The organism is Streptomyces griseocarneus, from assembly GCF_014655595.1.
In the GTDB taxonomy this organism is placed as follows: domain Bacteria; phylum Actinomycetota; class Actinomycetes; order Streptomycetales; family Streptomycetaceae; genus Streptomyces; species Streptomyces griseocarneus.
In genome coordinates this window covers 40,365-61,570 of the sequence record NZ_BNBL01000021.1, presented here as the reverse complement: position 1 = coordinate 61,570, position 21,206 = coordinate 40,365, and the positions used below count along the sequence as shown (strand labels likewise).

16 protein-coding genes and 1 other RNA gene are annotated in these 21,206 nt (G+C 74.3%); 2 read left to right on the top strand and 15 right to left on the bottom strand.

Features of this window, described 5'->3' with window-relative positions:
* Positions 1 to 445: 445 nt before the first annotated feature.
* The 11 genes from IE295_RS32405 to ftsE all read right to left on the bottom strand — a co-directional run bounded on the left by IE295_RS32405 (position 446) and on the right by ftsE (position 11,002).
* Positions 446 to 2,734 (bottom strand): HelD family protein, encoded by a 2,289-nt coding sequence (locus IE295_RS32405; protein WP_190067380.1) that lies wholly within the window; start codon positions 2,732 to 2,734, stop codon positions 446 to 448.
* A gap of 160 nt (positions 2,735 to 2,894) precedes the next feature.
* Positions 2,895 to 3,665, bottom strand: coding sequence for a zf-HC2 domain-containing protein (locus tag IE295_RS32400; RefSeq protein WP_190067379.1), 771 nt, complete (start codon positions 3,663 to 3,665; stop codon positions 2,895 to 2,897).
* Entirely contained in the window at positions 3,662 to 4,201 is a 540-nt protein-coding gene (locus IE295_RS32395) for a sigma-70 family RNA polymerase sigma factor (RefSeq protein ID WP_190067378.1), read from the bottom strand. Before IE295_RS32395 ends, IE295_RS32400 begins: the two co-directional genes overlap by 4 nt.
* 63 nt (positions 4,202 to 4,264) lie before the next feature.
* A complete protein-coding gene (locus IE295_RS34350) occupies positions 4,265 to 4,876 on the bottom strand; it encodes a hypothetical protein (protein ID WP_190067377.1) in 612 nt (203 codons plus the stop codon).
* A 108-nt stretch (positions 4,877 to 4,984) separates the two neighbouring features.
* Positions 4,985 to 5,557 carry a CGNR zinc finger domain-containing protein gene (locus IE295_RS32385; protein ID WP_190067376.1) on the bottom strand — a complete coding sequence of 191 codons (573 nt, stop codon included), beginning with the start codon at positions 5,555 to 5,557 and terminating at the stop codon, positions 4,985 to 4,987.
* Positions 5,558 to 5,761: 204 nt separating this feature from the next.
* Positions 5,762 to 6,934 carry a hypothetical protein gene (locus IE295_RS32380; protein ID WP_190067375.1) on the bottom strand — a complete coding sequence of 391 codons (1,173 nt, stop codon included), beginning with the start codon at positions 6,932 to 6,934 and terminating at the stop codon, positions 5,762 to 5,764.
* A 126-nt stretch (positions 6,935 to 7,060) separates the two neighbouring features.
* Positions 7,061 to 7,430: a transfer-messenger RNA gene (gene ssrA / locus IE295_RS32375) on the bottom strand.
* A 99-nt stretch (positions 7,431 to 7,529) separates the two neighbouring features.
* The gene (gene smpB, locus IE295_RS32370) at positions 7,530 to 8,033 is read right to left on the bottom strand and encodes an SsrA-binding protein SmpB (protein WP_190067374.1); all 504 of its coding nucleotides are present in this window, start codon (positions 8,031 to 8,033) and stop codon (positions 7,530 to 7,532) included.
* 18 nt (positions 8,034 to 8,051) lie between these two features.
* Positions 8,052 to 9,296, bottom strand: coding sequence for a S41 family peptidase (locus IE295_RS32365; protein WP_190067373.1), 1,245 nt, complete (start codon positions 9,294 to 9,296; stop codon positions 8,052 to 8,054).
* Positions 9,297 to 9,363: 67 nt separating this feature from the next.
* The gene (gene ftsX / locus IE295_RS32360; protein ID WP_190067372.1) at positions 9,364 to 10,275 is read right to left on the bottom strand and encodes a permease-like cell division protein FtsX; all 912 of its coding nucleotides are present in this window, start codon (positions 10,273 to 10,275) and stop codon (positions 9,364 to 9,366) included.
* A gap of 37 nt (positions 10,276 to 10,312) precedes the next feature.
* Positions 10,313 to 11,002: a cell division ATP-binding protein FtsE gene (ftsE, locus tag IE295_RS32355; protein WP_190067371.1), complete on the bottom strand. Its 690-nt coding sequence runs from the start codon at positions 11,000 to 11,002 to the stop codon at positions 10,313 to 10,315.
* Between the two features lie 272 nt (positions 11,003 to 11,274).
* On the opposite strand from ftsE, the gene IE295_RS32350 reads away from it, so the two are divergent.
* Positions 11,275 to 11,469: a hypothetical protein gene (locus IE295_RS32350; RefSeq protein ID WP_086567842.1), complete on the top strand. Its 195-nt coding sequence runs from the start codon at positions 11,275 to 11,277 to the stop codon at positions 11,467 to 11,469.
* Positions 11,470 to 11,551: 82 nt separating this feature from the next.
* On the opposite strand, the gene IE295_RS32345 is transcribed toward IE295_RS32350, so the two are convergent.
* The 4 genes from IE295_RS32345 to IE295_RS32330 all read right to left on the bottom strand — a co-directional run bounded on the left by IE295_RS32345 (position 11,552) and on the right by IE295_RS32330 (position 17,382).
* Complete coding sequence (locus IE295_RS32345) at positions 11,552 to 12,595, bottom strand: hypothetical protein (protein ID WP_190067370.1); 1,044 nt, start codon at positions 12,593 to 12,595, stop codon at positions 11,552 to 11,554.
* A 256-nt stretch (positions 12,596 to 12,851) separates the two neighbouring features.
* Positions 12,852 to 13,967: a peptide chain release factor 2 gene (gene prfB, locus IE295_RS32340; RefSeq protein WP_190067369.1), complete on the bottom strand. Its 1,116-nt coding sequence runs from the start codon at positions 13,965 to 13,967 to the stop codon at positions 12,852 to 12,854.
* 87 nt (positions 13,968 to 14,054) lie between these two features.
* Positions 14,055 to 15,431 carry a serine/threonine-protein kinase gene (locus IE295_RS32335; protein ID WP_190067368.1) on the bottom strand — a complete coding sequence of 459 codons (1,377 nt, stop codon included), beginning with the start codon at positions 15,429 to 15,431 and terminating at the stop codon, positions 14,055 to 14,057.
* Positions 15,432 to 15,597: 166 nt separating this feature from the next.
* On the bottom strand, positions 15,598 to 17,382 hold the full coding sequence (locus IE295_RS32330; protein ID WP_190067367.1) for a serine/threonine-protein kinase: 1,785 nt from the start codon (positions 17,380 to 17,382) through the stop codon (positions 15,598 to 15,600).
* 466 nt (positions 17,383 to 17,848) lie between these two features.
* Between IE295_RS32330 and IE295_RS32325 the strand changes: the two genes are divergently transcribed.
* Positions 17,849 to 21,142 carry an FtsK/SpoIIIE domain-containing protein gene (locus tag IE295_RS32325; RefSeq protein ID WP_190067386.1) on the top strand — a complete coding sequence of 1,098 codons (3,294 nt, stop codon included), beginning with the start codon at positions 17,849 to 17,851 and terminating at the stop codon, positions 21,140 to 21,142.
* The last annotated feature ends 64 nt before the right edge of the window (positions 21,143 to 21,206 follow it).

The window sequence follows — 21,206 nt, the reverse complement described above, 5'->3', positions numbered from 1 at the left end:
CGGTCCCGCCCGCGGGGACCTCGAGTCGGACCGTCATCGAGTACGAGACGCTAGGCGCCGTTGCCATGGCCGCTTTCCTCTGCTTTCCCTGTTTCGTTTGCCGCGCTCATTAAGACGCGATGATTGATCGTCCCACCTACCGGCCAGTACGCGGTAACCAGCGCCGCATCCCGGAAGCGTCCTTCCAACATACGAGAAGGCCACAAATGCCGACGGGCGTCCCCCTCCGATGGAGAGGGACGCCCGTACGGGACGCCTGTGACACCGACCCGCCATGCTCGCCTCGCGGCAAGTGGTCGCTCGAAGCGACTAAGGTTGGGCCCGGGGGCTTGGATCGAGCCGGTGCCGTAACCAGGCTAACAAACCCCTCCCGGAAGTCATTCCGGTAGGGCGTCTTCCATTTAGGGCACGTCAATTCCGGTCACATGACGTCAGCCCGCCGCCCTCAGTCGCGCAGCAGGTCCGGCACGCCCAGCTCGTCCGGGTCGTCCCGCTCGCCCGACAGCACCGTCAGCCGCTGCGTGGCACGGGTCAGCGCCACGTACAGCACGCGCAGCCCCGCCGGCGACTCGTCGGCGATCTCGGCGGGCGTGACCACGACGGTGGCGTCGTACTCCAGGCCCTTCGCCTCCAGGCTGCCCAGCACCACCACGCGGTCGCCGAGCCCGGCCAGCCACGCGCGCGCCTCGGCACGCCGGCCCATCGGCACGACCACGCCGACCGTGCCCTCCACGTCCCCCAGCAGGTGCAGCGCCTCGTCCCGTACGGACGCGGCCAGATCGGCGCCCGCCACGCTGAAGCGGGGCACGACGCCGGTGGACCGGACGGCCGAGGGCGACTCCATGCCCGGCATGGCCAGGGCCAGCACCTTCGCCGCCAGCTCGGCGATCTCCGCGGGGTTGCGGTAGTTCACCGTCAGCCGGAAGCGGCGGCGCGGACGGGTGCCCAGCGCCTCGTCACGGGCCACGGCCGCCTCGTCCGGGTCGGACCAGGAGGACTGGGCGGCGTCGCCGACGATCGTCCAGGTGGCGTGGCGGCCGCGGCGGCCGACCATGCGCCACTGCATCGGGGTGAGGTCCTGCGCCTCGTCGACGATGACGTGCGCGTAGTCCCGGCGCTCCAGGGCCAGCCGCTCGGCCCGCTCGCGGCGCGACTCGCCGCGCTGGGGCATGAGTTCCTCCAGCCCCGTGAGCTGGTCCAGCGGGTCCGCCTCACGCGGCTTCCGCGGCCGGTGCGGCACGCCCAGCAGCGTCTCCAGCTCGTCCAGCAGCGCCACGTCGTGCACGGACAGCGGGCCGTGGCCCTGCCCGTCCAGCCGGCCGAGCGACCGGGCCAGCTGACGCACTTCGCGGGGGTTGAGCACCCGGCGCGCCCAGCGCGAGAGGCGGCGCTCGTCGGCCATGCAGGCCAGCACCCGGCGCGGGGTGAGCTCGGGCCACCAGGCCTCGAGGAAGTCGATGAAGACGTCCTCGGTGGTGACGTCCTCGTCGAACGCCGAGCGGGCCTCGGCGGCCAGCTCCGGGTCGGTGTAGCGGCGGGGGCCGCCGGCCTTCGACCAGAGGGCGTCGAGGATCAGCCGCCGGGCGCGCGGGCGCAGCAGGTTGACCGGTGCGGTGCCGCCCAGGGCGGACTCGCGGATGCGCCGGAGCTCGTCGGCCCCCAGCTCCACGCGGGCGCCGAAGGCGACCACGCGCAGCCGCTCGGGGGCGCCCGTGCCGCCGGCGGGGACCTCCAGGGCGCCGCGCACCGCCTTGCGCAGCACCTTGAGCATGCGGGAGGAGCCCTTTATGCGGGCGATGGCGGGCTCGTCGTAGGTGTCGGCCTCGGCGCCGTCCACGAGGGAGCCGACCGCGCGGATGGCGACCTGGCCCTCCTCGCCGAGCGAGGGCAGCACGCCCTCGGTGTAGGCGACCAGCAGCGGGGTCGGGGAGACGACGAGGATGCCGCCCGCGTAGCGCCGGCGGTCCTGGTAGAGGAGGTAGGCGGCGCGGTGCAGGGCCACGGCGGTCTTGCCGGTGCCGGGGCCGCCCTCGACCTCGGTCACGGAGGCGGCGGGGGCGCGGATGACCATGTCCTGCTCGGCCTGGATGGAGGAGACGATGTCGCGCATGGTGTGGCTGCGGGCCTGGCCGAGGGCTGCCATCAGCGCGCCGTCGCCGACCACCGGCAGGGCGCTGCCGTCCAGCGTCGTGGTCAGCTCGGGGCGCAGCAGGTCGTCCTCGACGCCGAGGACCTTGCGGCCCTTGGAGCGGATGACGCGGCGGCGTACGACCCGGCCGGGCGCCACCGGGGTGGCGCGGTAGAAGGGCGCGGCGGCGGGCGCCCGCCAGTCGATGACCAGCGGGGAGTAGTCGGCGTCGAGGACGCCGATGCGGCCGATGTGCAGCGTCTCGGCGATCTCGGCGCGGTCCTCGCGCACGGCGTCGTCGGCGGGCTCGACGGAGGTGTAGGCGCCGTCGGGGCCCTTCTTGCCGTCCTTGCCGAGGAGGAGGTCGATGCGGCCGAAGAGGAAGTCCTCGAACTCGTTGTTCAGCCGGTTGAGGTGCACCCCCGCGCGGAACACCTGCGCGTCCCGCTCGGCGAGCGCGCCCGGCGTGCCGACCTGGCCTCGTTTGGCGGCGTCGTCCATGAGGAACTCCGCCTCGTGGATCTTCTCCTCCAGGCGCCGGTACACCCGGTCCAGATGGTGCTGTTCGGCACCGATCTCACGGTCGCGGACCCCGTCGGGTTCCATCGCCGGTCCTGTCGCCACGTGCGCGTGTGTGGCGTTCTGCGCGGCCACCCAGGCCCCCTTCTGCTGTGCGTAGGGCAGCCGTCAACCGTACGCGAACAAGGGGGCCGATCGCACCTGTCATGACATGAGGGGTTTGCCACGACTGTTGCCTGTTGACGGATCACATCTTGACCGTCGCGAGGTGCTTTCCGTCGAGGGTGCGGACCTCGAATCGGGCGATGTCGCCGCGTTCGAACGCGGCGCCGCCGTGGGTGTAGAGCGGCTCGGCGCCCCACTTGGGCGGGGAGCCGTCGCCCTTGTCCAGGCCGTAGCCGGAGGCGGGGACGGCCCAGGTGGTGACGGTCTGCTCCTGGCCGTTCCTGCCGACGGCGACCAGGTCGCAGGCCAGGGGGCCCTTCACGTTGCCCAGCTTGAGCGCCACATGGGTGCCCCAGGGCTTGTTCTGCAGCGAGACGGTCGCGTCGACCTTGGTGACGGGGTCGACGGCGCCGGTCTTGTCGCCCTCCTCGTACATCTGCTTGGCCGCGCTGGCACCGCTGTGGTCGGGGACGTCACGTGCGGTGAGCGCGGCACCGGCGAACGGCCCGGCGACGATCAGCGCGACGGCCGCGGCCACCAGGCACAGCCGGCGGACGCGCCCCGCGCGGCGGGTGGCGGTGACGTCGTCGAGCACGCGGTCCAGCAGCTCGGGGCCGGGCCGGGCGGTGAGGAGGGCGGGGTCGGGGGTCGACTCCTTGAGCTCGGCGAGGAGCGGGGTGAGGCCCATCAGCTCGTCGAGCTCGGCGGCGCACCGGGGGCAGTCGGCGAGGTGTTCCTCGAAGCGGGCGGCGTCGGCCTCGTCGAGGACGCCCAGGGCGTAGGGGCCGACGGCGGTGTGCCCGTCGTCCCGGTGCGGGTGCGGGTGCTCATGGTCCGGTGCCGGCCCGTTCATGCCGTCACTCCTCGTTCCTCGAGCGAGAGCTTCAGGGAGCGCAGTGCGTAGAAGACGCGGGACCGGACGGTCCCGGCCGGTACGCCCAGCGCCTGTGCTGCCTCGCTCACCGTACGTCCTTTGAAGTACGTCTCGATCAAGGCCTCTCGGTGGGCTTCGGACAGGTCGCCCAGCGCGTCGGAGATGGTCATCAGGCGCAGCGCCCGGTCGATCTCGTCGGCCGCGGGCATCAGTTCCAGGGGGCCGGGGTCGACCTCGCGGGGGCGGGACTGCCGGCTGCGGTGGTTGTCGATGACGATCCGCCGGGCGACGGTCACCAGCCACGGCCGTACGGAGCCGGCGGCCCCGCGCAGCTGGTCGGCGTTGCGCCAGGCGCGCAGCAGCGTCTCCTGGACGACGTCCTCGGCACGCTGGCGGTCGCCCGCCACCAGGCGCAGCACGAAGGCCAGCAGAGGGCCCGCGTGCTCCTCGTAGAGCGACCGCATCAGGTCCTCGTCGGGACGCGTCCTGTCAGCCACGGCGGCATCCTTGCGCAAGCCATCCCCCTGGGTCGAGAGCGCGGTCCGGGGAGATTCCCGGGGCGCGGGTTACCGCTGCCGTCAGTAGCCGTAACCGCCGGTTCCGCCGGACGTGCCGCCGGTGGAGCCGGAGTCGCCGGACGGGGCCGCCTTCTTGCCCTGCGGGCCGGCGGCGAACCAGGTGCCTCCGACGCCCTGGCCCTTGGTCTCGCCGGGCTTGGCGTCCTTGGCGAAGCGGTAGAGCGGCCAGCCGCCGAGCGTCAGCTGCTTGGATCCGTCGGCGCGGGTGACGGTGGCCACGAGGCTCTTGTCGATGCCCTTGAGGGAGACCTGGTCGGCGGCGGTCACGGGCGGCCAGGCGGCGGCGCAGTCGCCGTTGCAGTTGGAGGCGGAGGGCTTGGCCTTGTCCTTGTCGAAGCGGTAGAGGGTGAAGCCCTTGGCGTCGGTGACGACGGTGCCCAGCTTGGCGTCCTTGGCCGTGGCCAGGCCGACGGCGCCGGCGGCGTCGGGCTGCTGCTGCGGTTGCTCCTTCGGCTGTTCCTGCCGCTGTTCCTGCTGCGGGCCCGGCGTGTTCTTGTCGCCCGCGCCGGAGGAGTCGCCCGAGCCGCAGCCCGTCGCGGTGAGCGCGAGCGCCACCGCCCCGCAGACCGCGAACAGGCCGAGTCGTGCGGTCCTTCGCGTGTGTGCCGTCATGACGTCCCCTTGGTGTGCGGGTGCGGGCCCGAAGCCCCTTTCGGCCATGAGTACGCACGCGCGGGCCGCCCTGTTCACCGCCGGGGAGGGAAATTCGCTCCGGGAGCGCTACCGCCGCTTCATCGCCCGGTGGCGGGCCACCCGCTCGCGGTTGCCGCACACCTCGCTGGAGCACCAGCGCCGGCGCCGCCCCCGCGAGGTGTCGACGTAGACCAGCGAGCAGCCGTCCCCCTCGCACCGCCGCAGCCGGTCCCGCTCCGCCGGGTCGGTGAGCAGCTGCACGGCGTCCCGGGCGATCTGCCCCACCAGGGCGCCGCAGTCGGGGGTGCCGGTGACGGCGCGTACGAGGTCGCCGTCGGCGGTCCGTACGACGACCGGCGCGGGCGGCGCGGTGGCGGCGAGGGCGTTGACGCGCTCCAGGTCGGGGTCGGCGGCCCGGCCGTCGAGCTCGGCGTGCACGACGCGGTGCAGCAGGCCGCGGGCCGCCTGGAAGCGCGCGAGCCACGCCGCGTCCACGGCCTCCAGCGGGGTGCCCGGCGGCACCAGGCCCACGCCGAGCAGCCAGACCCGTAATCGCCGGGGGCTGTCGAGGCGCTCCACCGGCTCGGCCGTGGCGACCAGGTCGAGGCACAGCCTCCCGGCGTCGAAGCGCAGGTCGTAGGAGGCCGCTGCCGACGCCATGCGCGTCCCCTTTCACGAGGTGACGAATTCCCGGGGTGACGAATCCCGGGTTCCCGGGGCCCCTGCCCCGGGTCCTGCGACCGGGCCCGGCGGAGGCCCCCGCCGCACCTCAGGGTGCCCCGGCCGGGCGGTCCCGAAAAGTCCCGGGCCGGTCGGCTCCGCACGGACCCCTCGGCGCGCCCGCGCCGCCTCACGCGCCCGCGCTCACGCCCCGGCCCTCGCCCGGCGCCGCAGCAGCCCGACGCCCGTCGCGGCGCACGCCGCCGCGAGGCCGGCACTCGTGGCCGCGATCAGCAGGGTGCGGTCCGGGCCGTCGTCGTCGCTGCCGGAGGCGGCCGCGGAGGCGGCCGGGTTGGTGACGACGAGGTGGCCCGTGCGCTTGACCCGGCCGTGGTGGCTGATGACGGTGACGGGGTAGCGGCCGGGCTCCAGGCCCGCCCGGACGCGGGCCGGGCCGTAGTAGCGGGGGTCGTCGCCGTCCCCGGCCTTGCTGTCGTCGCGCCGGAGCGGCACGGGCCGCTCGAAGGCGGGCGAGGTCGCCATCAGCCGCTCCTCCTCCCCCGGATCGGGTGAGGAGTCCCTCCACAGCACGTTGACGCTGCCGCCGGCCCGGACCCGGTGGCCGTGGACGCGGGCGTCGTCGGGCCGGCCGGGGCCGGTGAAGAACGCCGGCCCGCGCACCCTGCCCACGTAGTCGTGGTCGCCGTGCCGGGCCGCCCGCACCTCGAGCGGCTTCTCGTCGATCCGCCGCCCGTCCGGGCCGCTGAGCTCGACCTTGTACGTGCCGTCCTTGACGTCCATGGGCAGGGCGACGAGCGCGGTGAACATCCGCGGGTTGTTCCAGTGACTGCCGGCCGGATCATGGGTCAGCCGCACCTTCGCGCCGAAGGCCGGCGAGGCCGCCGTGAAGACGTCGCCCCGCTCCCCCGGGTAGAGGTCGTCGAACGACAGGGCCACCCGCTCCCCCGGCCGCAGCACCTCGCCCGGCGCGCTCACCCGGAACTCCGGCCGCCGCGCGGCCTTGACCTCCACCCGGTCCTCGGCCACCCACCGGCCGCCGGCCCGGACGGTGAGGGGGTACGTACCGGGCGCCACGCTCATCGAGATCGCGGGCCGCCCGTGATGACCGGGGCCGTCCTCGGCGTAGGGGGTCAGGCGCACGGGGCGGGGGAAGACGGGCGAGGAGACGGTGACCTCGCCGGGGCCCCGCACGCCCCGCACATCGATGTCGATCAGCTCGCCGGGGCGGTTGTCGAAGGCGCCGTTGAGCAGCAGCTGCACCCCGCCCGGTCCGTCGTCGGCCGTCGCGGCCGGGACCGCGCCCAGCCACAGCGCGACCATGGCCGGCGCGGCGACCGCCGTCCGTGTCCAGTTCACCCGGACCACCCCCTTCGGTCCTCCTGTAAGAGGGCCGGGCCGGGCGTGCGGTTGCTCCCGGAGGGCCGTGGACACGACGAAGGCCCCACCGCCTTTCGGCGGTGGGGCCTTCGCCTCACATGGGATGAGTGGAGATGGCGGGAATCGAACCCGCGTCCAACGGTGCAGAATCAGGGCTTCTCCGTGTGCAGTTCGCTGCGATTTTCTCGGCCCCGGAGATCACGCGAACAAGTCTCCGACAGGCCCAGCCACTGTTTGATTTCCCACCAGGCCCCGTGGCCAGGCCTGGTGGTTTAGTTCCCTAGCTGATGCCAGGATCCGGGTCGGGAACAGCCCCGGGCTGACACTTCGCGAGTCGCTACTTAGGCAGCGAGGGCGAAGGAATCGCGCTTGGTGTTGGCGATTATTGGTTGCGACATATGGTTTACGAGATCATTGCCGCTTCCTCGACACGCTTCCCCTGCTTCGACATCCGCTGTCGAAACCGATCATCCCCATGTTGTGTTTTCAAGCTGCGCACCGGTTACCAGCCGGTGTGCGGTTCGCCCATCGTACGTGACCAACGCACGACGGTGCCAGCGTATTCCCGGAGGGGCTAGCCCCGCTGGGCCTGCTGGGCCCGCTGACGCCTGCGGGCGGCCGCGATCGCCCGGTTCGACTCGCGCGTGTCCTGCTTCTCGCGCAGCGTCTGGCGCTTGTCGTACTCCTTCTTGCCCTTGGCCAGGGCGATCTCGACCTTGGCCCGGCCGTCCTTGAAGTAGATGGCGAGCGGCACGATGGTGTGCCCCGTCTCCTGCGACTTCGAGTCGAGCTTGTCGATCTCCGCCCGGTGCATCAGCAGCTTGCGCTTGCGGCGCGCGCTGTGGTTGGTCCACGTGCCCTGGGCGTACTCGGGGATGTGGGCCTGGTGCAGCCAGGCCTCGCCGCCGTCGATCTGCACGAAGCCGTCCACCAGCGAGGAACGACCCTGGCGCAGCGACTTCACCTCGGTGCCGGTCAGCACCATGCCGCATTCATAGGTGTCCAGAATGTGGTAATCGTGTCGCGCCTTCTTGTTCTGCGCGACCAGTTTGCGACCCGTCTTCTCTTTCTTAGCCATAGCGCCGCCATTCTCGCACTAGGACCCACCCCCGAGGCCACCCAATACTGTGCGGGCCCGCTGCTCGGCGTCGCCGCGTACGGCGAGGTCGGGGGCGATGCCGGCGCCGTCGACCCGGCGGCCCGCGGGAGTGCGGTAGTGGCCCACGGTGAGCTCGGCGACCGAGCCGTCGGGCAGCCGGCTGGGCATCTGGATGGACCCCTTGCCGAAGGTCCACGAGCCGACCACGACCGCCCGGCCGCGGTCCTGCAGCGCCCCGGCCAGCAGCTCGGCGGCGCTCATCGTGCCGCCGTCGACGAGGACGACCAGCGGCCGCCGGGTGTCCCCGCCCCGCTGCGCCCGCAGGGCCCGCTGGCGGCCGTGGACGTCGTAGGTGGCGACGAGGCCGCCGTCGAGGAAGGCGGAGGCCGCGGTGACGGCCTCGGTGACCAGCCCGCCGGAGTTGCCGCGCAGGTCCAGCACGACGCCCTCGCCGTGCGGGGCTCCGGCCACCGCCTCGCGGACCCGCTCGCCGGTGCCCTTGGTGAAGGAGACGACCTTGACCAGGGTGGCGGGCGGCCCCCCGCCGTCACCGGTCCGGGCGACCTCGACGCTCTCGGTGACCAGCCGCACCCGCCGCAGCGTCCGCTCCCACTGCCTCCGCCCGCGCTGCAGCACCAGGCGTACGGGCGTGCCGACCCCGTTCGGCCCGCTCCGGGCCGCCCCGGCGGACCGGTCGTCGCGGGGGCGGTCGCCGCGCAGGAGGGAGACCACCTCGGTGACCGGGCGGCCGGTGACGTCCGTGCCGTCGATGCTGACGATGCGGTCGCCGGACGCGATGCCGGCGCGCTCGGCGGGGCTGCCGGGCAGGACGCTGCCCGCCTCCATCCGGCCGTCGGGGGTGCGCCGGGTGGTGAGGCCCACGCCGACGTACGCGCCGTCCAGGGCGAGCGCGAAGCCCTCGTACTCCCGGGCGCTGTAGACCGCGCCCCAGCTGTCGCCGCTGCGGCTGACCACCTCGGCGGCCGCCTCCGAGCCGGACCGGCCGTCCTGCGCGGCCGCCTCGGCGGCGGCCTCGACGGCCCGGCGGTCCACGGCGTTGCGGTCGACGGCCCGGGCGGCGGTGCGCGCGGGGGCGCCGTACGCCGGAGTCCGGCCGTCGTCGGGGTCCGCGTCGAACGCTCCGGCGGCGGCGCCCGTCGCCAGCACACCGGCGAAGACCAATGTCAGCGCCGCTCCGCGGCGGGCGCGGCGCTGCGGAGCGAACATCGTCGGGCCGGGCATGCGCGTGAGTCTAGGACACCCGGGCGCGCCGCACGGGGAGTTGACCGTACGACGCCCTTGGCAGGTCTCACACCTTGAGGTATCTCCACAGCGCGACGAAGGCCGCCAGGGCGGGCATCAGCAGCCCGATGGCGAGCACGAGCGGGAGCTTGGCCAGCACCGCGTCCCACCCGATGAACTGAATGACGTCGATCTGGTGAACCAGCCAGTTGTTCACCAGGAAGTACTGGCCGCCCACCAGCAGGACGCACGCGAAGCCCGCGCCGAGCAGCCCGGCGAACGCGGCCTCCATGATGAACGGGATCTGGATGTAGAAGCTGGAGGCGCCGACCAGCCGCATGATCCCCGTCTCGCGGCGGCGGCTGAAGGCGGAGACCCGGACCGTGTTCACGATCAGCATCAGGGCCACCACCAGCATCAGCGCCATCACGCCCAGGGCCGCGATGTTCATGCCGTTGAGGAGGTTGAGCAGCGGCTCGAGCGTCTTGCGCTGGTCCTCCACCTCCTGCACCCCGGCGCGCTGGGCGAAGGCGCTGGAGACGACCTGGTACTTGGCGGGGTCGCGGAGCTTGACGCGGAAGGACTCCTGCATCTGGTCGGGGGTGAGGAAGGAGGCGATCGGGGACTTTCCGAACTGCTCCTTGTAGTGCTTGTACGCCTCGTCCGTCGTCTCGAACTGGACGTCCTGGACGATCGGCATCTTCTCCAGATCGGCCCTGATCTGCTTCTTCTGGTCCTCGGTGACCGCGCCCCGGGCGCAGGCGGGCTGGGTCTCGGCGTCGTTCTTGTTGCAGAGGTAGATCGACACGTTGACCTTGTCGTACCAATAGCCCTTCATCGTGCCGACCTGCTCCCGCATGAGCAGGGAACCGCCGAACAGGGCGAGCGACAGGGCGACGGAGACGATCACCGCGAAGGTCATCGTGAGATTGCGGCGGAGACCGACGCCGATCTCCGACAGGACGAACTGGGCGCGCATGGCGTCCTTTCAAGTGCCTTCAGTGCCGTCAGGCGGTTCAGTGCTGGTAGCCGTAGACGCCGCGCGCCTGGTCGCGCACGAGACGGCCCTGTTCGAGTTCGATGACGCGCTTGCGCATCTGGTCGACGATCTGCTGGTCGTGGGTGGCCATGATCACTGTGGTCCCCGTGCGGTTGATGCGGTCCAGCAGCTTCATGATGCCGACGGAGGTCTGGGGGTCCAGGTTTCCGGTCGGCTCGTCGGCGATCAGCAGCAGGGGGCGGTTGACGAACGCGCGGGCGATCGCGACCCGCTGCTGCTCGCCGCCGGAGAGCTCACCGGGCATCCGCTCCTCCTTGCCGCCGAGCCCCACCAGCTCCAGGACCTGCGGCACGGCCTTGCGGATCTCCCCGCGCGGCTTTCCGATGACCTCCAGGGCGAAGGCGACGTTCTGCCCGACGGTCTTGTTGGGCAGCAGCCGGAAGTCCTGGAAGACGGTGCCCAACTGGCGGCGCATGTGGGGCACTTTCCAGTGGGACAGCCGGGCGAGGTCCTTGCCGAGCACGTGGACCTGACCGTGGGTGGCGCGTTCCTCGCGCAGCAGCAGGCGCAGGAACGTGGACTTCCCGGAACCCGAGGAGCCGACCAGGAAGACGAACTCGCCCTTGTCGATCTCGAGCGAGACGTCCCGGAGTGCCGGGCGGTTCTGCTTCGGATAGGACTTGGAGACGTTGTCGAATCGGATCACAAGTGCACCACGTGTCGACCTCGTAGCGGCACGGAGCCGCGTCGTACGGCGTCCGTCGGTGTGCGTGACCCTACCGAACCACTCGTGCACGCGCAGTGGGCATCCGGCGTTGACGCCGATGACCCGCCCCATCGGGGACAAAGTCCCGGACATTCGGCCCCCATCCCGTGGTTTGGGGGACCGCCCGCGCCGAACGGCGGGAAAGCTGGCACAGTGGTAAGGGGAACCGCTCGGCTTTCTCGCGCGTTGGACGTACCGGAGGAGGAATTCGCATGACATGCGACCGACTGGTGTGCGCCAACTGCGCGGCCCCCGTCGCCGAGGGCAGGTGCCCGGTGTGCCGGGCCAGCCGTGAGCGGCTGCAGCACCAGGAAGGCGTCTTCGGCGGGCTGACGCCGGCCGCGCTGATAGCGCTGCTGGTGGCGCTCGTCGCGGTGGCCGTGCTCGCCCGCGGCTTCGCCGGGTGACGCCCCGACGCCGAACTGAGCCATCGAGGCCCGGAGCGCGACAGCGCTCCGGGCCTCGATCGTGTCAGCTGGGGTACGGCCGTCAGGCGGCGGTACCGCGGTTGATCAGGCGCGGCAGCATCCGGAAGCCGATGCCGCCCGCGATCATCGTCGCGGCGCCGGCCAGCAGGAAGGCGGTCTGACCGGCACCGGTCTGGGCAAGCTCACCGGACGGCGTGGCGGAGTCGGAGGAACCGGACGAGCCGCCCTGGCTGGGCTGGCCGACCTGGGCGAGCTCCTCCTTGTCCTTGCCCTGGTCCACGGGCCGCGAGCCGGCGCTGTCGGTGCCGGTGTTGCAGTTGCCGTCGGTGTCCACGGGGCAGGTGTGGGTGTCGTCGTCGCCGCTGCCGCCGGTCGAGCCGCTGCCGCCGGTGGCGGAGGAGCCGTCGTGGTCGCCGCCACCGGTGGAGCCACCGCTGGTGGAGCCGCCGGAGGTGGAGCCACCGCTGGTCGAACCACCCGAGGTGGAACCACCGGAGGTCGAGCCGCCGGAGGTGGAGCCGCCGCTAGTCGAACCACCCGAGGTGGAACCGCCGGAGGTCGAGCCACCGGAGGTGGAGCCGCCACTGGTGGAACCACCCGAGGTGGAACCGCCGCTGGTGGAGCCGCCGCTGGTGGAGCCGCCGGAGGTCGTCGGGTCACCACCGGTGGAGCCACCGCTGGTCGAACCGCCGGAGGTGGAACCGCCGGAGGTCGTCGGGTCACCACCGGTGGAGCCACCGCTGGTCGAACCGCCGGAGGTGGAGCCACCGGAGGTCGTCGGGTCACCACCGGTGGAGCCACCGCTCGTGGAGCCGCCGCTCGTGGAGCCGCCGCTGGTCGTCGGGTCGCCCCCGGTCGAGCCACCGCTGGTCGAACCGCCGGAAGTGGAGCCCCCAGAGGTCGGGGGCTGCGGGATCTCGGTCGGACCCGTGGTCGGGTCGCCGTCGGGCGCACGCACGCCCACGTGGGCCTTCACCTTGGCGCCGCCGACCTCGACGTCCACACCGGCGGCCGAGGCCGCGCCCGCGGCCGTCAGGGAGGCGCCCGCGGCGATCATCGCGCCCGCGGCTATTCGCGCGACACGCAGTCGCGTCTTGTTCGTCATCTGCTGCTACCCCCAGTAGCCGATCTCGTCATTGGAGCAGCCAATGCACGGGGCGGGGGCGTTCCGGGGACGGCGTGACTCCGGCCGTACGAATGCCGTACCGGCCGTGCCGCCTCGCCCCCGCCACACGCGCCCCAGTGATCGCATGCCACCCGTCAGCCTTCCCAGTTTTCCGGGCAGCGTCAAGGAAGTTACGGGCGGGTATGTCCCGCTAGGCGGGGGGTTGTTCGCAGTTGTCGTCAGGCGTCGCCGACGCCTACTTCTCGGCCTGCTCCTGCTGCTTGCGCCAGCGGATACCGGCCTCCAGGAAGCCGTCGATCTCGCCGTCGAGCACCGACTGCGGGTTGCCGACCTCGAACTCGGTACGCAGGTCCTTGACCATCTGGTACGGGTGCAGGACGTACGAACGCATCTGGTTGCCCCAGGAGCTGCCGCCGTCGCCCTTGAGGGCGTCCATCTTGGCGCGCTCCTCCTGGCGCTGGCGCTCGAGGAGCTTGGCCTGGAGGACGTTCATGGCGGTCGCCTTGTTCTGGATCTGCGAGCGCTCGTTCTGGCAGGAGACCACGATGCCGGTGGGGAGGTGCGTCAGGCGGACCGCGGAGTCGGTCGTGTTGACGCCCTGGCCGCCGGGACCGGAGGAGCGGTAGACGTCGACGCGCAGGTCCGACTCGTCGATCTCGACGTGGTCGGTCTGCTCGACGACCGGGAGCACCTCGACGCCGGCGAAGGACGTCTGGCGGCGGCCCTGGTTGTCGAAGGGCGAGATGCGCACCAGGCGGTGCGTGCCCTGCTCGACGGAGAGCGTGCCGTAGGCGTACGGGGACTGGACGGCGAAGGTGGTCGACTTGATGCCGGCCTCTTCGGCGTACGAGGTCTCGTAGATCTCGGTCTTGTAGCCGTGGCGCTCGGCCCAGCGCAGGTACATGCGCTGCAGGCGCTCGGCGAAGTCGGAGGCGTCGACGCCGCCGGCCTCGGCGCGGATGTTGACCAGCGCCTCGCGGGAGTCGTACTCGCCGGACAGGAGGGTGCGGACCTCCATCTCGTCCAGCGCCTTGCGGACCGACGCCATCTCGGCCTCGGCCTCGGCCAGGGTGTCCGCGTCGTCCTCGGCCTCGGCGAGCTCGAAGAGCACGGCGAGGTCGTCGATGCGGGCGCGCAGGGTCTCCGCCTTGCGGACCTCGGCCTGGAGGTGCGACAGCTGGCTGGTGATCTTCTGCGCCTCGGCGGGGTCGTCCCACAGGGACGGGGCGGCCGCCTGCTCCTCGAGCACGGCGACGTCGGCCCTCATCCTGTCGAGGTCCAGAACGGCCTCGATCGACCCCATGGTCGAGGAGAGGGACTTCAGCTCTTCGGATACATCAACGACTGCCACGCACCCAGCCTAACGGCTACACGCGGCATCCCGGTCCGAAGGGCGGTCCGGGGGCCGCCCCGGGGGCCGCCGGAGCGGCCCGGACGCCTAGCGCAGCGGGGCCACCGAGCCCTGCCCGGAGTCCCGGCCGGGCCCGGCCGGGGGCCGCGCGGGGTCGGTGCGGTGGACGCCGGGCTTGCCGCCCGGCTTGGCGTCGCCGGGGTCGGAGCCGCCGCTCGTGGCGAACCAGCCCCCCACGCCGGCGGCGGCAGCCAGGGCCACGGCCGCCGCGCCCAGCTTGATCCGGCGCCGCCGCGCGGCCTCGGCCCGGTTGCGGGCGGACCCGGCGCGCGGCTGGCCGGGCGCGCGCGGGGCGCGCGCCGTGCCGTGGGCGCCGCCCGCGAGCTCCTCGGGCCCGGGGACGCGCATGCTGGTGTGCGTGTCGCGGGAGGAGTCGGAAACGCCGCCGGGCACCAGCGGGACGGCGCCGCGCCGGCGCGGCTCGGCGGCGCCGGGTGCGGCCGCGGCGGCCTCGTACGGCCCCTCGCGCTCCGCGCCCGCCGCTTCGGCCTCCTCGTCCGGCTGCTCGTCGATGTCGAGCGGCGGGATCCCGGCCAGGCCGGGCAGCAGTTCGCGCAGGCGCGCGGCGAGCTCCGAGGCGCGCAGCCGGGAGGCGGGCGCCTTGGCCAGGCACTGGACGATCAGCTGCCACAGCTCGTCGGGGATGCCGGGCAGCGGCGCCACGGTCTCCGTCACGTGCCGGCGCAGCACCGCGCCCGGATGGCCGCCGCCGAAGGGCGTGAAGCCGGCGAGCAGCTCGTACAGAACGGTGGCCAGGGCGTAGACGTCGACGGAGGCGCGCGGCGGCAGGCCCTCGATGATCTCGGGGGCGAGGTAGTCGGGGGTGCCGATGACGCTGCGCGGGCTCGGCGAGCGGCCGCCCGCCGTGTCGCCGGAGCCCCCGGCGGACCGCTCGCGGGCGGGGCGCGGGAAGTCCACGAGGCGGGCGATGCCGAAGTCGGTGAGCAGCGCGGGGTGGGCGCCGGCGGGGCCGAGCGGGCCCTGCATGTCGAGCAGGACGTTCTCGGGCTTGACGTCGCGGTGGATGATCCCGGCGGCGTGGGCGGCGGCGAGCGCGTCCGCGACGTCGGCGACGATGGCGACGGCCGCCTCGGGCGCCAGGCGGCGCTCGCGGTCGAGCCGCGTGCGCAGGTCCGTGCCGCGGATGAGGTCCATGACCAGGGCGAGGTCGGCGCCGTCGACGACGAGGTCGCGGACGCCGACCACGCGCGGGTGGTCCAGACCGAGGAGGGCCGCGCGCTCCTGCACGAAGCGGCCGACCAGCTCCTGGTCGGAGGCGAGGTCCTCACGCAGGAGCTTGATGGCGACGGGCCCCTCGGGGCCTTCGCCGAGCCACACCGTCCCGGCGCTGCCGCGTCCCAGGACCTGATGGGCGGTGTACCGGCTGCCGATCTTCCGTGCCAAGACTGTTCCCCGACTCCTCCGTCATCCGACAGACGCACTGGCGACCAAGCTACGCGTCTGACGGACCGTTGGGGACTCCGATTCGCCGCCAACCGTCACTTCTGCGGCAGAAAACACCCTTCAGGTGTCGACATATCGACAGACACGCGGAGCCCGGCACGGCGGCCTATTTGGCCTGGGAACCGACGTTCGAGATCCAGTCCTTGAAGTCGGTGACCCAGTCCCACGTGGCGTCCCAGAAGCTCTTGCCGTCGGCCACCCAGTCCTTGAGCGGGGTGAACTCCCACACCAGCCAGGAGCCGAGGACCAGCACCACGATCATGAACAGGCAGCCCTTGAGGCAGCCCAGCCCCGGGATCCGCATCGGGTTCGCGCTGCGCTGCCGGGGCGGGCGCGGCTCGCGGCGCGGAGCGGGGGCCGGCGCGGGGGCGGGCGGCGGGGTGTACGGCTGCGGCTGGGGAGGCTGCGGCGTGTGGTGGCGCTGCGGCCGCCGCTCCGGGCGGCCCTGCGGGGCGCGCGGCGGCGCGTACTGCTGGGGCCGCGGCTGCGGGGCCTGGGCGGGGTACTGCTGCTGCCCGTACGACTGCTGGCCGTGCTGCTGCCCGTACTGCTGCTGGGGCTGCTGGGGCGCGGGCCCCGGGCGGCGGGCGGGGCGGCGGCGCAGCGGGTCCTCGCTCGGGTCGAGGTACTGCACCTGGGTCTGGTCGTTGCGGTCGCGGGCCGCGCGCATCTGCGTCTGCCACGGGTGCGGGCTGTCGCCCTGCTGCTGGTCCGGCCGGCCCTGCGGCGGGCCCGGGGGGACGGGCGGCATGACGCGCGTGCGGTCCGGGCCGCCGTGCGCGCCGGGGCCGCCCGCGGGCAGCATCTGCGTGGGGTCGGCGTCGGGCCCGGCGCCGTGGCCGGTGCTGTTCATCACGCTCGTCGCGGCGTTCGGGTCGTACGACCCCGGGGCGACGGGCGGCAGCATCTGCGTGGGGTCGGCGTCGCCGGAGCCGGCCGCCGGGCCGGCGCCCAGGCCGGTGCCGGGCACGGTGGCGGGATCGGGGTCCGGGGCGAGCAGCGCTCCGACGCCGAGGGCGGCCTCGGCCTGCGCCGGGGAGGCGTGGACGCCGACGCCCGCGGCGACCACGCGCAGGGCGCGGGCGAGGTTCTCGGCGGACGGCCGCTCCTCGGGCCGCTTGCTCAGGCAGCGCTCTATGACCGTCCACAGCGGCTCGGGGACCGTCGTGGGGCGGCGCGGCTCGGCGCTCAGGTGCTGGTGGAGCACCTCCAGCGCGGTCGCGCCGGCGAACGGCGGACGGCCGGTGACCAGCTCGTACAGCAGGATGCCGGCGCCATAGATGTCGACGGCGGAGGTCTGCGGGCGGCCCTCGGCGGACTCGGGCGCGACGTAGGCCGGGGTGCCGACGAACTCGTGGGTGCGGGTGAGGCCCGGCGAGTCGGCCAGGCGCGCGATGCCGAAGTCGGTGAGCATCGGGTGCATCTGGCCGCCGTCGCTCTTCAGCAGGACGTTGGCGGGCTTCAGGTCGCGGTGGACGATGCCGTCGGCGTGGCTGGCGGCCAGCGCGTCGGCGATCTGCGCGGTCAGCAGTGCGGCCGCGACCGGGCTGAAGGGGCCGTTCTCGCGGAGATAGCGGTGCAGGTCCGGGCCGTCGACGAGGTCCATGACGAGCGCGAGCAGGTCGCCCTCGACCACCAGGTCGCGGGTGCGGACGATGTTCGGGTGGGTGAGCCGGAGCAGGACGGACCGCTCGCGCAGGAAGCGCATCACGACGTCCGCGTCGTTGGCCAGCTCCTCCTTGAGGACCTTGATCGCGACGGTCTCGCCGGGCTGCCCGGCCACCGCCGCCTCGGCACCGGCCGACTCGCGCTGGCGCGCTCGCCAGACGGTGCCCGTGGCCCCGCGTCCGAGCGGCTCCTCGAGCAGGTATTTGCTGCCTACCGGCCGCACGTCATGCGCTCCCTGGTCGTGATGCGAGCTCTGTGATCCAAGCTCTCCGAGGTGTTCGGCTTCCCGCCCACTGTAGTGCCGCGTCCCGGACCGTTCGTCCGGCGAATCCGGTGGGGCTTGTGGGAAAGACGCGGGTCGCGGGCGGATGGTTGCCGCGCGGCGGAAGCTCTCGTAAACAACAGCAATAAATAGGTCGAGAGCGGACAAGCGGTTAAAGAAATCAGCCAATGACGGACGTGGGCCGCGAGCTTTCCGATACTCGGATGGTCGTTCAAGATCACGAATCGGCTCTCGCCGGGCGCGTCGTCGGCGGCAGGTGCGAGGATGCTCGCAGCACGGATGCGGCGGGGAGGGAGCGGGAGACCCCGCGCGACGTGGTGACCTGTACGTGCCGACGCGCCCGTGCGCGGTGGGGGGAGGCCTGACCCCGCCGCACACCCGGGGCAGGAAGGGACCGTTGACGGCGATGCAGATCCGGCTGACCGTCCTCGGGCCGCTCAGCGGCCACACCACGTGCGCCTGCGATGTGCTCGTGACCGCCCCCACGGGGACCGCGCTCGCGGCCGTGGCGAGCGGACTCGCGACCGCCGTCGCGGCGGCCGGCTCCGACCTCGGCAGCGGTGCCGTCGTGGTCCACGCCGGCGCCGAGCGCCTCGACCCCCAGCGCTGCGCGCTGGGCGAGCCGCCGCTGACGGACGGCGCGGTGCTCTCGCTGGGCGCCCCCGCCGATCCCGAGCGGCACGCGGGCGTGCTCCACTCCGGCGTCCCGGACGCGGCCGCCCGGCTGCACGTGGTCTCCGGCCCGGACGCCGGCGGCGTCCACCTGCTGCACGGCGGCGAGGTCCGCGTCGGCCGCTCGAGCTCCGCCGACATCCCGCTGGACGACCCCGACGTCTCCCGCCTGCACTGCGCGGTGACCCTCGCCGACGACGGCTCGGTCACCCTGCACGACCTGGGCTCCACCAACGGCACGCTGCTCGACGGCGAGGCGGTGGGCGGCGAGCCCGTGCCGCTGCCGGCGGGCGCCCTGCTGCGGGTCGGCGAATCCACGCTCGGCCTGCACGGCGCGGGCTCCCCGAACGGTTCCGGGCCCGGCGTCCTGGCGGCGGTGCCGGACGGCGAGGGGCACCTGCGGGTGGGGGCGGCGCCCGACGCCGCCCCGGCGCAGGGCGCGCCGGGCGCCCCGCACCCCGGCGGCACACCCCCGCGCGCCTCCCAGGGCAACGGCACGCCGGGCACGGCCTACGGCGAGGGCACCTGGCACGGCGGCCCCGGCGCGGGCCACGCCCCGGCCGGCCCCGCCACCGCGCCCGCCCCGGCGGGGCCCGGTGCCACCACCAGCGCCGCCGGGTACGCCGACCTGGGCGCCCCGCCGGCCCCGGGCCGGCCCGAGCCCGCCGCGGACCCCGAGCGGCCCGAGGCCGCCGAGCCGGGCGGCAAGCGGCGCGGCCGCGGCATAGGAGCCTGGGCCCGCCGGCTGACCGGCGGGCTGACCGGACGCGACGGCGACCGGCGCCCCGGCGACCCCGCCACGGAGCAGCGCCCGGCCGGCGGCGAGAGTGCCGCGAGCGGTCCCGCCGGCTCCGGCGCGGCCGCGCTGCGCGAGCGCTGGCCGGACCCGGCCGCCGTCCTGCTGACCGCGCTCGGGCCGGGGCCGCGCCTGTGGGAGCGCGGCGCGGACCACCCCGACCTGCTGACCGTGCGGCTGGGCACGGCCGACCGCTACCGCCCCGACGGCGGCGGCCCGCTGCCGTCCGTGCCGGTCACGGTCGGCCTGCGGGAGACCGGTTCGCTGGGCCTGGCCGGCCCCCGGGCGCGGCTGTCCGGGCTGGCCCGCTCCGTCCTCGCGCAGCTCGCCGCGCTGCACGCGCCGGCCTCGCTCGAGTACGTACTGATCAGCGCCGACCGCGCACGCCCCGTCGAGGAGCGGCTGGCGGAGTGGTCCTGGCTGGGCTGGCTGCCGCACGTGCGGCCCGCGCACGGGCAGGACTGCCGCCTGCTGCTGGCCTACGACCGCGAGCAGGCCGAGGCCCGCACGGCCGAGCTGGTGCGCCGCCTGGACGACGGCCCGCTGGGCACGAGCTGGCCGGGTGCCTCCCCCGAGGTGATCGCCGCGGCCGCCGGGCGCCACCGCGGTCCGTACACGGTGCTGATCGTGGACGGCGACCCCGGCTCGGCGGCCCTGCGCGAGACGGTCGCCCGGCTGGCCGTGGCCGGCCCGGCGGCCGGCATCCACCTGCTGTGCCTGGCGGACGCCCCGGCCACCACGCCCTCCTCCCCGGTGTCGGCGACCCTCAAGACGGCCGCGGCGGCCTCGCCCGCCTTCCCGCACTGCGGCGCCGTCGCCCTGCTCAGCGGCGACGTGGCCACGGTGGTCCAGGTCATCCGCCAGGTGCCCGCATCGGCCCCGCAGGCCGGGGGCCAGGGGCAGCAGAGCACCACAGCAGCCGTGGAGGGTGCCGCCGGACGGCCGGTCATCGCCGCACTCGACGCCGTCTCCGGCGCCTGGGCCGAGCGGTTCGCCCGGGCGCTGGCCCCGCTGCGGCTCGCGGACACCGCCGGCGGCGCGCCACAGGGCTCGCGCATCGCGGCGGCGCTGCCGCGCACCGCGCGGCTGCTGGACGAACTGGGCCTCGCCCGCGCCACCCCCGCCTCGCTCACCGCCCGCTGGGCGGCCGCGACAGACCGGGGCGCCCGGCCCGGGGGCCGGGCCGTCGCCGTGCTGGGCGCCGGGCCGCACGGGCCGCTCACGGTCGACCTGGCGGCGGACGGCCCGCACCTGGTGGTGCACGGCGGACGCGGCAGCGGGAAGACCGAACTGCTGCGCTCGCTCGCCGCGTCGCTGGCCGCCGCCGACCGGCCCGACCGGCTCTCGCTGGTCCTGGTCGACGGCGCGGCCGCCGAGCGCGGGGAGGGCCTGCGGGTCTGCACGGACCTGCCGCACGTCTCGACCTACCTCGCCGCCTCCGACCCGGTGCGGATGCGGGAGTTCGCCCAGGCGCTGAGCTCGGAGCTCAAGCGCCGCGCCGAGCTGCTGGGCACCCTCGACTTCTCCGGCTGGCACGAGCGCGACACCGCGGCCTCCGCGCCCTCGGTGGTCGCCCCGCGCCGCCCGGTGGAGCCCTCTTCCGGCGACCTCGAATCGGCCTCCAGCGGCACCCTGAAGCTGCGCACCCAGCGCGGCGGTCCGGCGCGCACGGCCGAGACCGCGCTGCCGCGGCTCGTCGTCCTCGTCGACGACTTCGACGCCCTGGTCGCCCCCGCCCTGGGGGCCACGGGCCGGCCGGCGGCCGGTTCGGTGGTCAGGGCGCTGGAGTCCGTGGCCCGCGACGGCGAGCGGCTGGGCGTCCATCTGATCGTCGCGTCGGGCCGCCCGGACCGTACGGCCGACACGGCGGCGGTCGAACGGGCCGGGCTGCGGGCGACGCTGGAGATCGCGCCGCCGTCGGCCGACGCGCCCGCGACGGAAGCGGACGGCACGGGCGCGGGCGAACCGGCCCCCGGCCGGGGCCGGCTGCAGCGCCCCGACGACGCCGCGACCATCCCCTTCCAGGCGGGCCGGGTCACCGGCCGCATCCCCCGTACGGCCACGCAGCGGCCGACGGTGGTCCCCCTGGACTGGCAGCGCATGGGCGACCCGCCCACCCGGCGCCCGCTGCGCGAGCTGGGCAACGGACCGACCGACCTGGCCCTGCTGGCCAGCGCCCTGCAGCGGGCGGCCCAGTCCGCGGGCGCGCAGGCCGCCCCGTCGTTGCTGTGACCGCGCCGTCGCCGGCCCCTGCTGTCGACAGCGCGTCACATCCCGGTCACGATCGGCCCGTTCA

What these genes read in the sequence shown, in the direction of transcription:
- IE295_RS32405 (WP_190067380.1), bottom strand. Translation starts at nt 2,734, where the DNA reads ATGGAACCCGACGGGGTCCGCGACCGTGAGATCGGTGCCGAACAGCAC.
- IE295_RS32345 (WP_190067370.1), bottom strand. Translation starts at nt 12,595, where the DNA reads ATGACGAACAAGACGCGACTGCGTGTCGCGCGAATAGCCGCGGGCGCG.
- IE295_RS32325 (WP_190067386.1), top strand. Translation starts at nt 17,849, where the DNA reads ATGCAGATCCGGCTGACCGTCCTCGGGCCGCTCAGCGGCCACACCACG.
- smpB (WP_190067374.1), bottom strand. Translation starts at nt 8,033, where the DNA reads ATGGCTAAGAAAGAGAAGACGGGTCGCAAACTGGTCGCGCAGAACAAG.
- IE295_RS34350 (WP_190067377.1), bottom strand. Translation starts at nt 4,876, where the DNA reads ATGACGGCACACACGCGAAGGACCGCACGACTCGGCCTGTTCGCGGTC.
- IE295_RS32350 (WP_086567842.1), top strand. Translation starts at nt 11,275, where the DNA reads ATGACATGCGACCGACTGGTGTGCGCCAACTGCGCGGCCCCCGTCGCC.
- IE295_RS32365 (WP_190067373.1), bottom strand. Translation starts at nt 9,296, where the DNA reads ATGCCCGGCCCGACGATGTTCGCTCCGCAGCGCCGCGCCCGCCGCGGA.
- IE295_RS32385 (WP_190067376.1), bottom strand. Translation starts at nt 5,557, where the DNA reads ATGGCGTCGGCAGCGGCCTCCTACGACCTGCGCTTCGACGCCGGGAGG.
- IE295_RS32400 (WP_190067379.1), bottom strand. Translation starts at nt 3,665, where the DNA reads ATGAACGGGCCGGCACCGGACCATGAGCACCCGCACCCGCACCGGGAC.
- ftsX (WP_190067372.1), bottom strand. Translation starts at nt 10,275, where the DNA reads ATGCGCGCCCAGTTCGTCCTGTCGGAGATCGGCGTCGGTCTCCGCCGC.